This window comes from Paraburkholderia sp. EG286A (assembly GCF_040965375.1).
Lineage (GTDB): Bacteria > Pseudomonadota > Gammaproteobacteria > Burkholderiales > Burkholderiaceae > Paraburkholderia.
The window spans coordinates 116,601-130,503 of sequence record NZ_JBFRCB010000003.1 but is presented as its reverse complement, the minus strand read 5'-3'; the positions used below and the strand labels follow the sequence as shown (position 1 = coordinate 130,503).

Genomic DNA, 13,903 nt, shown 5'->3' with positions numbered 1-13,903 from the left:
CGCGCTCAGCTCTGGATTGCCGTGGCGAAGGCCTTCTGCGCGTCCTCGGCCGACTGGTTCTTGTTCCAGAAGTTCGTGATGACGTCCTGGAGCGCGCCCTGGACATCAGGCGGAATCAGCATTTCCGGATTCGGCAGTTGCCGCGACTTGTCCTTCATGATCGTCATGCCCTCCTTCGCGCAGATGTCGAAGCCCGAGGTGTCCACGTCGGGGCGAATCGGAATCGAGCCCTTCTTCTGGTTGAACGAGACCTGCGCGGCGGGCGACGTCATCACCGTGGCGAGCAGCTGCTGCGCCTTGACCTGCTCGGGGTTGTCGGTCTTCGGGAACACGAACACGTCGCCGGCGATCATGTACGGCGACTTCGGGAAACCGGGGAAGCATCCGAAGTCCTTGCCCGCCACCTGGTTCGCGGCCGAAAACTCGCCCTTGGCCCAGTCACCCATGATCTGCATGCCCGCCTTGCCGGAAATCACGAGCGCCGTGGCGTCGTTCCAGTTGCGGCCCGGCGAACCCGGATCCACGTAATTATGCAGCCGCTTGAAGGTCGTGAGCACGTTGCGGAACGCGGGCGAATTCACGGCGTTCGCGTCGCGGTCGCGGTACACCTTCATGTAGAGATCGCGGTCCATGTCGGCGAAGATGGCGTCGAAGGTGATCTTCTCCTGCCATGCCTGGCCACCCAGCGCGAGCGGAATCAGCCCGGCCGACTTGAGCTTGTCGAGATCGGCGAAGAGTTGGTCGAAATTCTGCGGTTCGCTCGTGATCCCGGCCTTGGCGAACGCGGGCTTCGAATAGAAGAACCAGTCCTGCATGTGGATGTTCACGGGCGCGGCATAGTAATGCCCTTTGACCTTGATCGCCGTGAGAATCGATTCAGGGAAGATGGCGCTCCAGTTCTCTTTCGTTGCGACCGCATCGACATTGTTCAGGAGTCCCTGGTCGATGAGATCGTGAAACTGCTTGGACGTATTGAACTGCGCAGCGGTGGGCGGATCGCCGCCCACGATGCGGTTGATTGCCGTCGCGCGCGCCTGGTCCCCACCGGCGATCGCGTTGTCCACCCATTTGCCACCCGCCTGATCGTAGGCAAGCGCGAACTGCTTGATCGCGGCCGACTCGCCGCCCGACGTCCACCAGTGAATCACGTTGGCCTTGAGCGGCTCCGCGGCGTGCGCCGCGAGCGCGCCGGCCAGCGCGAGAGCGGCGACGATGCCGCGCAGAACGGGTGCGTTGTGCTTCATTGCGTCTCCTGTCGATCCGGAGTTGGCGCTTCAGCTGTCGCCTGGCGTCAGTGCGTTCGGCACCGGCGTCGGGCCCATGCAGGGCTCCGGTTGCTCCGGGTTGGTCTGCAAAAGCTTTTGGGTTGGAAGTTTCGTCGGCCACGGCGCGTCGTACGGCATGCCCGAGCGTCGCATGCCCTGCCGTGGTTGTCACGCTAGTTGTTGCCCTTGCTCGGTAACCCTGTCAAACGCCCTCGATGAGCCATCAAGCGCCGTCGAGCGCGCGCCGCTGCGCGATGAAATGCGCGATGAGTTCCGCGCTGCGCTTGGGCGTGCGAACCTGCGTGTCGTAATCGACATGCACGACGCCAAAGCGCCGCTCATAGCCGAACGCCCATTCGAAGTTGTCGAGCAGCGACCAGACGAAATAGCCGCGTACATCCACGCCAGCCTTGATCGCGGCGTCCACCGCGGCGAGATGGCGCTTGAGGAACGAGATGCGCTGCGTGTCGTTGACCTCGCCGTCGCTCACGCGGTCGTCCGAAGCCATGCCGTTCTCGGTGATATAGATCGGCGGCAGGTTCTCGTAGGTGCGGCCAAAACCGATCAGCAGGTCGCGCAGACCGTCGGGGTGAACCTCCCACCCCATCTGCGTGCGCTCGACGTCCTTCAGCGGCACTTCGACGAAGCCGTGCGCACCGTCGCTCTTCACGTTGGTGCGGAAATAGTAGTTGATGCCGAGAAAATCGAGCGGCGCCGAGATCGTCTTCATGTCGCCTTCGAGCACGAGCGGCTCGGTGCCCGGCCACAGCTCGAAGAGTTCCGCGGGATACGCGCCCTTGAGCAGCGGATCGAGAATCCACGCGTTGTGCTGCACTTCGAAGCGGCGCGCGGCGCGCACATCTTCCGGCGACGAGGAATCGGGCGTGCCGCGCCCCACGTTGGCGACGATGCCCTTGGTCGAGCCCGGATCGTTCGCACGCAGCACGCCGGTGGCGAGGCCGTGCCCGAGCAGCAGATGATGCATGGCCTGGGTGGCGTAGCGGCCGTTTGCGAGGCCCGGCGCGTGATGGCCGTTGCCGTAGCCGAGGTACGCCGAGCACCACGGCTCGTTGAGCGTCATCCATGCGTCGACGAGGCCGGACAGTTCGCGGCTCATGAGGTCCGCGTAGTCGGCGAAGCGATAAGCGGTGTCGCGATTGAGCCAGCCGCCGCGATCTTCGAGATGCTGCGGCAGATCCCAGTGGTAGAGCGTGGCGAAGGTGCGTACGCCCTTCTCCCGCAGGCGCTCCAGCAAGCGCTTGTAGAAGGCGATGCCTTGGGCATTGGGCCGGCCCTTCTCGTCCATCACGCGCGGCCAGGCGATCGAAAAGCGATAGGCCTCGAAGTTCAGGCTCTCGAGCAGGTCGAGATCGGCCTCCCAACGGTGATAGTGGTCGCAGGCCACGGCGCCCGTGTCGCCCGCGAGCACCTTGCCCGGCGTGGCGCTGAAGGTGTCCCAGATCGACGGCAGGCGGCCGTCCTCGTGAATCGCGCCTTCGATCTGATACGAAGCCGTGGCCGCGCCAAGGAGGAAGTCGCTGCGCCACAGTGCGGAGCTGGCGGGCGGAGTGAACGGATCGTCGGCAACTGCGGCGGCGGAATGCGGCAATGCGGTGTCCTGAGTCACGAAGCCTCCTGCGCGGAAGTCACCGGCGTTCTGGGTAGCCGGATCGGATTGAAGTGGAAGCGCTTCCACAGCGCTTGAGGCGCACAATAGCAGCGGCGAATTCCAGCAGGCAATCGGGGTTTTTCTGGACGTTTTTATGTAGCTGCTTCACACGTTTTTCGCACTACATGGCCCTTTGGCTTGTAGCATGGCTACACGGGCGTCACGCATCCGAGCGCGACTCCAGCTCGGGACGCACCGCCGCGAGCGCTTCGTGCAGCGTCGGGAAGATATTCGCACGGCCCACCACGGCCGTGATGCCGTGCCGATCCATGTCCGCAAGCAGATAGCGGTTCACGCGCCCGAAAATCACCTTCACGCCGCGCTCCGCGAGTTCCGCACAGAGGTCGATCACGGCGCGCCCCGCGGAATAATCGAGATCGGTAATCGCCCCCGCATCCACGACCACGCAGTGCACGGGCGACGGCGCCCGATCGATCAACATGCGCAGTTCGTCGACGAACAGGTGGTCGTTCGCATAGAACAGGTCCGCACCGAACCGATAGACGATCAGCCCCGGCGCCGTGAGCTGGCCCGCTTGCGCGGGTTCGGGCAGCCAGTGCCCCTCCTCGTTCGGCACGAGCACCATGGTGTGCGGCCGGTAGCTGTGGCGCACGTGTCGCAGCAACGACAGGCCGATTGCGATGAGGATACCGTTCTCCACGCCGATCACGACGACGGCGAGCGCCGTCGTCACCGCGAGCCGGAATTCACCGGGACTTTCGCGGCGAATGTCGATCAGCTGGCGAATGTTGACGAGCCCCACGGCAATCGTGAAGACGATTGCGGCCAGCACGCAATGCGGCAGGTATTGCAGCAGGCGGCTGAAGAACAGCAGCACCACGAGCACGACGCCCGCGAACACGAGCTGCGCGAACTGGCTGCGCGCGCCGGCCTGATCGGCCATGGCGGTCTGCGTGAGGCTGCCGTTCACAACGAACGCGCCGCTCATCGAAGCCGCCGCGTTGGCTGCCGCGAGGCCGAGGAGATTGGTGTCCTCGTCGGTGCGCTCGCCGTAGCGCTCGGCGAACGCGCGGCTCGTGGCCGCGCTCTGCGCGACGATGATGACGAAGCACGACGCCGCCACCTGCAGCAGATCGATCATCTGGAACCAGCCCACCGCGGGAAAGCTCAGGCGCGGCAAGCCGCCCTGCACCGGGCCGATCACCGAAATGCCGTGGCCCGCGAAGTTCAGCATGGCGCTCGCGGCGATGCTCCCCGCCACGGCGACGAGCGGCACCGGCCAGCGCGGCCGCAACTTCTTGAAGAGCAGGATCGCGGCCACGACGACGACAGCGATGGCAAGCGTCGGCCAGTGAATCGCGCCCAGTTGGGTGACGATCTGCTTGATCTGCAGGACCGTGCGGCGCGAATTGACAGCAATGCCAAGCATGTCGCCGAGCATCGCCACGCCCACCTGCACGCCCACGCCCGTGAGAAAACCTGCGAGGACGGTGCGCGAGAGAAAATCCGCGAGAAAGCCGAGACGAAACAGGCGCGCGATCAACAACATCACGGCCGTGAGCAAGGCGGTCATGCCCGCGAGCGCGACATATTCGGCACTCGAGGGCGCCGCCATGGTCGTGAGACGGCTCGCGAAAATGGTGGCCGTGGCGGAATCGGCGGCAACCACGAGATGACGCGACGCGCCAAAGAGTGCGAACGCAACGAGCGGCAGAAAGCCCGTGTACAGACCGGTTACGGCAGGCATGCCCGCGATGCGCGCGTAGCCGAGCAGTTGCGGCACGTTCATCGAGGCAAGCTGCACACCGGCGAGCGCATCGCGCAAGGCAGACGCGCGAGACAGCGGCCGCACGCCGCGAAACAGTTCAAACGCCATTACGCCATCCTTTCGAAATCCGCCTCTGCGGGCGGTGTTTTTTTAGCTGCAGGTTCACTGGCGCAGTATGTTAGCGCGCATGGGCGTTCCGGTACGTGTTCGATTGCAGCGTCGTTGCACAGGCATCAATGAAAGAGGCCAGCCCGCGGGCTGGCCTCATGACGGATACGCTCAACCGCGTTTCGAAGCGCGATGGCTATACGCGAATCGGCGGCGGCACATAACGGCATTCGTAGCGTTTTCGGACCGTGCCGTTCTCGTCCACGCTTTCGAGGAACACGTCGAATTGCCAGAGGCGCGCCATGTGGCGCAGCACTTCGTCGGTATCGCCCGAAAGGTGACGATTGTCGCTCATGAAGTGACGCAGCGTGAGACTGCGATCGCCGCGCGTGTTCACCGACCACACCTGGATATTCGGCTCGCGGTGGTGCATGTCGTACTGACGCGAGAGCGCCTGGCGCACGTACTGGTAGCCGCTTTCGTCGTGGATGGCCGAGACTTCGAGGGCGTCGCGCATGTCGTCGTCGAGCACCGAGAAGAGCCGCATTTCGCGGATCAGATGCGGCGACAGGTATTGCGCCACGAAGCTCTCATCCTTGAAGTTGCGCATGGCGTAGTGCAACGCCTTGAGCCACGGACTGCCGGCCAGCTCGGGGAACCACTTGCGGTCCTCCTCCGTGGGGTTTTCGCAGATGCGGCGAATGTCGCTCATCATCGAAAAGCCGAGCGCATACGGATTGATGCCGCTGTAATACGGCTTCGTCACCGGCGGCTGATAGATCACGTTGCTGTGCGAATGCAGGAACTCCATCATGAAGCCGTCTTCGAGCTTGCCCTGCGTATAAAGCGTGTTGAGCAGCGTGTAATGCCAGAACGTGGCCCAGCCTTCGTTCATGACCTGGGTTTGCCGCTGCGGGTAGAAGTATTGCCCGATCTTGCGCACGATACGGATGACTTCGCGCTCCCACGGCTCGAGCAGCGGCGAGTTCTTTTCGGCGAAATACAGCAGGTTTTCCTGCGGCTCCGGCGGAAAGCGCTCGTCGATCTCCTCGGCAACGGGCATTTGCTGTTTGGGCAGCGTGCGCCACAGCTCATTGACCTGGGACTGCAGATAAGCCTCGCGTTCCCGGCGCAATGCGGCCTCGCGTTCGAGCGAGAGCTTTTGCGGGCGTTTGTAGCGGTCCACGCCGTAATTCATGAGCGCGTGGCACGAGTCGAGCAACTCTTCCACGCGGTCGAGACCATAACGCTCCTCGCATTCGGCGATGTAATTCTTCGCATACACGAGGTAGTCGATGATGGCGTGCGCGTCCGTCCAGAGACGGAACAGATAGTTGCCCTTGAAGAACGAGTTGTGCCCGTACGCGGCATGCGCGATCACGAGCGCCTGCATCGTCATGGTGTTCTCTTCCATGAGATACGCGATGCAGGGGTTGGAGTTGATGACGATCTCGTAGGCGAGGCCCATCTGGCCGCGGCGATAGCTCTTTTCGGTGGAGAGAAAGTGCTTGCCGAACGACCAGTGGCGATAGTTCACCGGCATGCCAACGGACGCATAGGCGTCCATCATTTGCTCGGCGCTGATCAGTTCGAGCTGGATCGGATAAACATCCAGTTCGTATTGCTCTGCAACATGCGAGATATGTGTGTCGTACTCCTCGATGAGTTCGAAGGTCCAGTCGGAGGGGCACGGCAACGGCCGTTTGTCGGCTACGTTCATTTGCACTTCCCTTTGCTGGGCGAGCCCATGCTCCTTGTGGCGAGCAGCCCCGGCGGCATGTCCGGGCGCTTCGGCGTCTTCGTGGTGGCCGGGCTTGCGCTCGTCACCGTGTTCGCCATGATGCCCTTTTTCGTGGCCGCTCGTCTTCCGGCGCTCCGGCTGGTAGCCGCGCGCCTCATTGTGCAGGTGGCGTGTCGTCATGAGTGCTCCACCTGCTTTTCGAAAAGCTCCCGGAACACCGGGTAGATGTCCGCCGCGGTGTCGACTTTCTTCATCGCCAGATGCGGTTCGGTGAGTGCGAGCTGCGCGTATTCGAGCCAGAGGTTCTGCTCCTCCGGCGTCACCTGAATATACGCAAAATAGCGCACCTGCGGCAGTATGTCATCCGCGAGAATCTTGCGGCATTTGGGCGAATCGTCAGTCCAATTGTCGCCGTCCGAAGCCTGTGCGCCGTAGATGTTCCAGTCGCTTGGCGAATAACGGTCCTCGATCACTTTTTTCATCAGCTCCAGCGCGCTCGACACGACCGTGCCGCCGCTTTCGGTGGAATGAAAGAAGGTGTCCTCGTCCACTTCCTCGGCGCGCGTGTGGTGGCGAATGAAGACCACCTCGATCTTTTCGTAATTGCGCTTGAGGAACAGGTACAGCAGGATGAAGAAGCGCTTGGACAAGTCCTTGCGCTGCTCGTCCATCGAACCCGACACGTCCATCAGGCAGAACATCACGGCCTGGCTCGACGGTTGCGGCTGCTTTACGCGATTCACGTAACGCAGATCGAACGGGTCGATGAACGGGATGCGCCAGATGCGCCCGCGCAGGTGATGAATCTGCTCTTCGAGCAGCGCGATCTCTTCGCGCCGGTCGGCCGGGTCGGCCTTGAGCGCTTCGAGCTGCTCCTCGAGTTCGTGCAGTTCGTTGACGAGCGGCGCACCGAGCGCGATGCGACGGCCGAGCGCGCTGCGCAGCGATCTCACGACGTCGATGTTGTTCGGCGTGCCTTCGGCCGCCCAGCCCGCGCGGATGCTCTTCCACGTAGGGACGGCCATGAGATGGGTTTTGACGAGGCGCGGCAGTTCGAGGTCGTCGAAGAAGTACTGCATGAATTCTTCGCGGGAGAGTTCGAACACGAAGTCGTCCTGACCTTCGCCCTCGTTGCTCGCCTGGCTGCCGCCACCGCCCCCGCCGCCCTGTGGGCGCGGAATGCGGTCGCCGCGAATGTAGTCCTCGTTGCCTGGGTGAACCATTTCGCGCTTGCCGCCGGGGCCGTGCCGGAACGACGGCTCCGCGATGTCCTTGCGCGGAATGGTGATGCTCTGGTTGCTCTGTATGTCCCTGATGCTGCGGTCACGCACCGCTTCCGAAACGGCGTGACGAATATAGTTCTTCACGCGGCGCAAAAAGCGCTCGCGGTTAGCAATGCTCTTGTTCTTTCCGGCTAGCCTGCGGTCGATGATTTGATGAAGCACATCCAGTCTCCCGCTCCAGTTTCGAATGGGCGAGGTGCGCAGTGTTCATTGCCGCGTCTGCCATCGTGCGTGCCGCGTTCACCCGCTCATGGCCACGCCGCCTGCGCCCCGCCGGGGGTCCGCTTGCGCCGCCGCAAAGCTGCGGCAGCGCGACCGGACGATAAAGCCTCTACGTTCACGACGACTTGCGCACCCGCAGATACCAGTCGCAGAGCAACCGGACCTGCTTCGGCGTATAGCCCTTCGCCACCATGCGGTTGACGAAGTCTTCGTGCTTGCGCTGCTCTTCCGCCGATCCTTTCGCATTGAACGAGATGACCGGCAAAAGTTCTTCCGTGTTCGAAAACATTTTCTTTTCGATCACCACGCGCAGCTTCTCGTAGCTGATCCAGGCCGGATTTTTGCCGGCGTTGGCCGCACGCGCGCGCAGCACGAAGTTCACGATCTCGTTGCGGAAGTCCTTCGGATTGCTGATGCCCGCGGGCTTCTCGATCTTCTCGAGCTCGGCATTCAACGCCGCGCGATCGAAGCTTTCGCCCGTATCGTGATCGCGGAACTCCTGGTCCTGAATCCAGAAGTCGGCGTAGGTGACATAGCGGTCGAAGATGTTCTGCCCGTATTCGGAATACGACTCGAGGTAAGCGGTCTGGATCTCCTTGCCGATGAACTCCGCGTAACGCGAGGCCAGCACGTCCTTCACGAACGACAGATACTTCTGCTCGGTTTCCGGCGGGAACTGCTCGCGCTCGATCTGCTGTTCGAGCACATACATGAGATGCACCGGATTCGCGGCCACTTCGGTCGAATCGAAGTTGAACACGCGCGAGAGAATCTTGAACGCGAAGCGCGTCGAGACCCCGTTCATCCCTTCGTCCACGCCCGCGAAGTCGCGATACTCCTGGTACGACTTCGCTTTTGGATCGGTGTCCTTGAGGTTTTCGCCGTCGTACACCTGCATCTTCGAGAAGAGGCTGGAGTTCTCCGGCTCCTGCAGGCGCGTGAGCACCGACATCTGCGCCATCATCTTCAGCGTGCCCGGGGCGCACACGGCCTCGGCCAGCGACGAATTGCGCAACAGCTTCTCGTAGATCTTCATCTCTTCCGAGTAGCGCAGGCAGTACGGCACCTTCACCACGAAGATACGATCGAGCAGTGCCTCGTTGTTGCGGTTGTTGCGGAACGCCTTCCACTCCGACTCGTTCGAGTGCGCGAGGATGATGCCGTTGAACGGAATCGCCCCGAATCCTTCGGTGCCCTTGAAGTTGCCTTCCTGGGTGGCCGTGAGCAGCGGGTGCAGCACCTTGATCGGCGCCTTGAACATTTCGACGAATTCGAGCAGGCCCTGATTCGCGAGACACAGGCCGCCCGAGTAGCTGTATGCGTCGGCGTCGTCCTGGGCGTATTGCTCGAGCTTGCGGATGTCCACCTTGCCGACGAGCGACGAGATGTCCTGATTGTTCTCGTCGCCAGGCTCGGTCTTCGCGATGCCGATCTGGCGCAGGATGGAGGGGAAGCGGCGCACCACGCGGAACTTGCGGATGTCGCCGTTGTACTCGTGCAGGCGCTTCACCGCCCACGGGCTCAGGATGCTGCGCAGGTAACGGCGCGGGATGCCGTATTGCTCTTCGAGTATCGGACCGTCTTCGTCGTAGTCGAACAGCCCGAGCGGAGACTCGTTCACGGGCGAGCCCTTGATCGAGTAGAACGGCACGCGCTCCATGAGCTGCTTCAGACGCTCGGCGATGGAAGACTTGCCGCCGCCCACCGGACCGAGCAGATAGAGAATCTGCTTCTTCTCTTCGAGTCCTTGCGCCGCATGGCGGAAATACGCGACGACCTGCTCGATCACGTCTTCCATGCCATAGAACTCGCGGAATGCGGGATACACCTTGATGACCTTGTTCGCAAAGATGCGCGACAGACGCGGATCGTTGCGGGTGTCGATCTGTTCGGGTTCGCCGATTGCCGTCAGCATGCGTTCGCCAGCCGTGGCGTACGCATTGGGATCTTCCTTGCAGAGCGCGAGATACTCCTCGAGCGAGAACTCCTCCTCTCGCGTTTTTTCGAAGCGGGTCGCGAAGCTGCTGTAGATATCCATGCTACCTCCTCGCCGAGATCTGCGACCGATGTCGTGCGCGGCGCGCTATTCGGAAACGACATCGCTCAAATTCATCCTAAACCCTTTTGAAATTTTTCGCACCGTTAAATCGCGCCTGATGTGCCCTCTAAAGCTAAGCATTATTGAGCGCTTGGAGGGTGCCAGACAACGACTTACAATGATCTTCCCCACTGGTGCAAATTTCAGACCGGGGTCACGCTCCTTCCCAAATGCTGTGCCTGCGTGTTGGCCAATTACGTCGGGCCGGGCATTCGCAGCAAGCCGCTTTTTACCTGGTGTTCGACCGGCTTTTCGCCTTGTCATCCGGCCTGTCCGGCGCTACGGCATACGCAGCGCCTCTTCATCCAACGCACCAGTGCAGCGCCGGTGCACACCCATTCGTTACGATTTGTTCGCGAGCCCGCAGAGCGCGCTCGCATTGCGCACTGCCACGCCAATGTTGTGAGCACGCGTCAATGCGATTTTTTTCCCGTTTTACGCGTCGATTTCGCCATCGTCGGTGACCTGCCGCGCATTCCTGCGCGGATGCCGACCAACGCTGCCAGGCCCTGTCGGCAGTAGTGGTTTTCCCGCTCCGATCAAACGACGCGCGATGGAGATGACACCCGTGACAGGTTGCCAGGTTTACACCCATGAGCCACACAGCGCGCACAAAAAAATAAAGCCGCCGCGCAATGCGCGCGGCGGCCGTTCGTGAGAGCAAATATGACAGGTGCGACAGTTACATGATGCGTGATGCGCCCCTGGGCGACCTAGACGAACTCGACTTCGACTTCCCCTAGCCCGTCGATGTGGCCGTGCAGGAGGCCCGGTGTATCGATGCGGTGCGCACCGACATAGGTGCCGGTCGTAATGGTCCATTCGGGTTCGATCGTGATGCCCATTGCGGCGCAATGATTGACGAACCAGACCAGCAGTTCGCGCGGATCGCCAGCGGGGTTGCCCGGCGCCTCCGGCACGAGCGAGGCGCCGTCGAACGTCAGTTCGAGCTCCGGCGCGACGAAATCGAGCACGCGGGCAAGCGCCGGGTACGGCAGCGCATGACCGGTCACGAGTGCGCCATTGTTCTGTGCGTCGGCGAGCTGGGCGAGCGGCGCGACGTTGGGCCATTGCGCGAAACGGCTATCGACGATCTCGATGGCCGGCAGGATCTGGCCGACGCGCGCGAGCACCTCGTCGCGCGCATAGGCTTCGGCGCGCGGGACGATCGGTTCCGAAAAACGAAAGGCGATCTCCAGCTCCACGAGCACGCGGAAGAACTGGCGGCGCTCGAAGCGCGCCGGCGAGGCGTGCACGAGCGGCGCCGGGATCGGCGCACCCGAGGCGGGGCCGCCCGGGGCGCGCGCGCCCACCTTCCAGCCGCCCGTGGTCGTTTCGAGCCCGGCGAGCACCGCCTGCTGGATCGCGTAAGCCGTGGCCGCGTCCGGCGGCACGCGTTCGGGTTCCAGCGTTTCGATCAGATGATGATGCCGGCGCGCATTCACGAGGCGTTGCGTGAGATCGTCATGCGTCATGTCGGGTTCCTTGTTTGTGCTGTCATGCGGCGCCGGCGCTCGATGCCGGCGCAATCCGTCCTGCCTGGCGCGGTGCGCCCTCCCTTGCCCCTGCGGCGCGGGTCCTGCCCCTTGCGGCGCCACCCCGTACGGGCCGCGCTCCGGCATCGGCGCGGGCTGAACCGTCCAGCACGACGCCATGCCGCTCGCGGGCACCGCTGGGCGCCGCAGTGTAGCGCGCCGACCGGGCCGCGCAGATGACACGGCTGACAATGTACCGTAACGGCGCTCGTATGGCGCACGGCGGGGCCGCACAACGGGGTCAAAGGCGTAAAAAAAGCCGCTGCGGCGCAGCGGCTGGCACTCGCGCGCGGACGGTCCGCGCGGCGGGTCAGAGGAGTCTCAGAAGGTTTCCCAGTCGCCGCTCGAACCGGCGCCCGACGCCACCGCGCTCACCGGCACGCTCGGGGCCGCGGCGGGCCGTGCGGCCGGCTGGGCGGAGGCGGGAGCCGGAGTGCTGCGCGGCGCGCGCCTGGCCGCGGGCGCAGCAGCCCCGGTGGCCGCTGCCGGGCGCGTGACAGCCCGCGGGACGGCAGCCGTCCTGGCAGCTGCCCGCACGGGCGGCACCGGTGCCGCCCGTCCCGCCGCGTCATCCAGGTTGAACACCGCGACGGCCTCGCGCAGGCGCCCCGCCTGGTCTTCGAGCGATTGCGCTGCAGCGGCGGCCTCCTCGACGAGCGCCGCGTTCTGCTGGGTCACCTCATCCATCTGCGTGACCGCGCGCGCGACCTGGTCGATGCCGCCCGACTGCTCCTGCGAAGCCGCCGCGATCTCGCCCATGATGTCGGTCACGCGCTGCACCGCGGCGATGATCTCGGTCATCGTGCGGCCCGCCTCGTCGACCAGCGCCGAACCCGCCTGCACGCGCTCGACCGAGGTGTCGATGAGCCCCTTGATCTCCTTGGCGGCCGCCGATGAGCGCTGCGCGAGGCTGCGCACCTCGCCCGCCACCACGGCGAAGCCGCGCCCTTCCTCGCCCGCGCGCGCCGCTTCGACGGCCGCATTGAGCGCGAGGATGTTGGTCTGGAACGCGATGCCCTCGATGATCGTGATGATGTCGGCGATCTTCGCGGAGCTGTCGTTGATGTCGCCCATCGTGCCGACCACCTGACTGACGACCGAGCTGCCCTTGTTGGCGATTTCCGAGGCGTTGGCGGCGAGCGCGCTGGCCTGGCGCGCGTTGTCGGCGTTCTGCTTCACGGTGCCGGTGAGCTGTTCCATGCTCGAGGCGGTCTGCTGGAGCGCCGAAGCCTGTTCTTCGGTGCGCGACGAGAGGTCGAGGTTGCCCGCGGCGATCTCGCGCGTGGCCGTGGCGATCGATTCGGTGCCCGAGCGCACCGAGCGCACCGTTTCGGTGAGGCTGCGCTGCATCTGCGCGACGCCGCCCAGCAGTTCGCCCATCTCGTCGTTGCGGCGCACGACCACCGGGCGGCGCAGATCGCCGGCGGCGATCGCATGGAAAGCGCCGAGCGCTTCGCCGAGCGGCTCCGCAATGGCGCGGCGCAGCGAGAAGAACGAATAGGCGGCCGCGCCGATGCCCACGAGCAGCGCCGCGATGCACGCGATGCGCAGTTGCGAGAACGCGGCCTGGGCGTCGTCGAAGCCCTGCTGCGCTTGCGTCATCTGGAATTTGTCGAGCACGGCATCGGCCTTCGAGAGCCCGTCGTAGGCCTCCTTGAGCGCCTTGGCGCCCGCCACGACCTTCGCCTGGTCGCCCGACTGGACGGTCGTCATGAACTGGTCCGCGATCTGGTGCAGGGTATCGCGCCGGGCCGCGACGTCCTGAGCAAGTCGCGCCTCCTCGCCGCCATGCGGCAAGGCCATGTACTTTTTCCAGAAGTCGTCCGACACGCCACGCAACATATGTGCACGGTCGATCGTCGCGGCAGCGTCGGACGTACCCAGTTCGAAGGCGGCCCGGTCGAGCGCGAGACGCTCGCGCGCCGCGTAGATCTCGGCCAGGTTGACCGCGTGCGAACTCGGCATCTGGTCGGTGAAGGTCTCGCGATACGCGTCGTTCGAACGCGTGAGGCCCAGCAGCCCGACCGCACTGATCGCGACGATCAACGCCGCCAGAAAGCCCATTGTGATGCCGATGCGCGCCTTGATACTGATGCCCTTGCCCATGACTCCCCCAACGCTTGTGTGTGGTCGGGCCCAGCGCCCGACGTCGAGTTGTCGCTCTAACAGGCGTTTACGGCACAGGTTTTCATGGTCTTGAAATGTGTATATGGTATGAAGTATTAGCGAAATACATTCATGCGCGGCGCGAAT

8 protein-coding genes are annotated in these 13,903 nt (G+C 63.8%); all 8 read right to left on the bottom strand.

Translation table 11 applies throughout. The annotated features are described in order from the left end of the window. Nucleotides 1–5: 5 nt before the first annotated feature. Nucleotides 6–1,244, bottom strand: a complete 1,239-nt coding sequence (locus tag AB4Y35_RS13315; RefSeq protein WP_368704735.1) for an ABC transporter substrate-binding protein — start codon at nucleotides 1,242–1,244, stop codon at nucleotides 6–8. A gap of 244 nt (nucleotides 1,245–1,488) precedes the next feature. Then, complete coding sequence (locus tag AB4Y35_RS13310) at nucleotides 1,489–2,892, bottom strand: GH1 family beta-glucosidase (protein ID WP_368704734.1); 1,404 nt, start codon at nucleotides 2,890–2,892, stop codon at nucleotides 1,489–1,491. 202 nt (nucleotides 2,893–3,094) lie between these two features. Beyond that, on the bottom strand, nucleotides 3,095–4,771 hold the full coding sequence (locus AB4Y35_RS13305) for a SulP family inorganic anion transporter (protein WP_368704733.1): 1,677 nt from the start codon (nucleotides 4,769–4,771) through the stop codon (nucleotides 3,095–3,097). A gap of 196 nt (nucleotides 4,772–4,967) precedes the next feature. Then, nucleotides 4,968–6,692, bottom strand: a complete 1,725-nt coding sequence (locus AB4Y35_RS13300; protein WP_368704732.1) for a SpoVR family protein — start codon at nucleotides 6,690–6,692, stop codon at nucleotides 4,968–4,970. Further along, nucleotides 6,689–7,957: a YeaH/YhbH family protein gene (locus tag AB4Y35_RS13295; RefSeq protein WP_342921284.1), complete on the bottom strand. Its 1,269-nt coding sequence runs from the start codon at nucleotides 7,955–7,957 to the stop codon at nucleotides 6,689–6,691. The genes AB4Y35_RS13300 and AB4Y35_RS13295 overlap by 4 nt, the downstream gene beginning before the upstream one ends. Before the next feature lie 175 nt (nucleotides 7,958–8,132). Continuing rightward, nucleotides 8,133–10,055 carry a PrkA family serine protein kinase gene (locus AB4Y35_RS13290; RefSeq protein WP_069265701.1) on the bottom strand — a complete coding sequence of 641 codons (1,923 nt, stop codon included), beginning with the start codon at nucleotides 10,053–10,055 and terminating at the stop codon, nucleotides 8,133–8,135. 773 nt (nucleotides 10,056–10,828) lie between these two features. Continuing rightward, complete coding sequence (locus AB4Y35_RS13285; protein ID WP_368686053.1) at nucleotides 10,829–11,590, bottom strand: 2-keto-4-pentenoate hydratase; 762 nt, start codon at nucleotides 11,588–11,590, stop codon at nucleotides 10,829–10,831. 381 nt (nucleotides 11,591–11,971) lie between these two features. Beyond that, nucleotides 11,972–13,756, bottom strand: a complete 1,785-nt coding sequence (locus AB4Y35_RS13280; RefSeq protein WP_368704731.1) for a methyl-accepting chemotaxis protein — start codon at nucleotides 13,754–13,756, stop codon at nucleotides 11,972–11,974. Between the last annotated feature and the right edge of the window lie 147 nt (nucleotides 13,757–13,903).

Bases quoted from the DNA above. Each gene is read 5' to 3' on its own strand.
- AB4Y35_RS13280 (WP_368704731.1), bottom strand. From the start codon at position 13,756: ATGGGCAAGGGCATCAGTATCAAGGCGCGCATCGGCATCACAATGGGC.
- AB4Y35_RS13315 (WP_368704735.1), bottom strand. From the start codon at position 1,244: ATGAAGCACAACGCACCCGTTCTGCGCGGCATCGTCGCCGCTCTCGCG.
- AB4Y35_RS13300 (WP_368704732.1), bottom strand. From the start codon at position 6,692: ATGACGACACGCCACCTGCACAATGAGGCGCGCGGCTACCAGCCGGAG.
- AB4Y35_RS13305 (WP_368704733.1), bottom strand. From the start codon at position 4,771: ATGGCGTTTGAACTGTTTCGCGGCGTGCGGCCGCTGTCTCGCGCGTCT.
- AB4Y35_RS13285 (WP_368686053.1), bottom strand. From the start codon at position 11,590: ATGACGCATGACGATCTCACGCAACGCCTCGTGAATGCGCGCCGGCAT.
- AB4Y35_RS13290 (WP_069265701.1), bottom strand. From the start codon at position 10,055: ATGGATATCTACAGCAGCTTCGCGACCCGCTTCGAAAAAACGCGAGAG.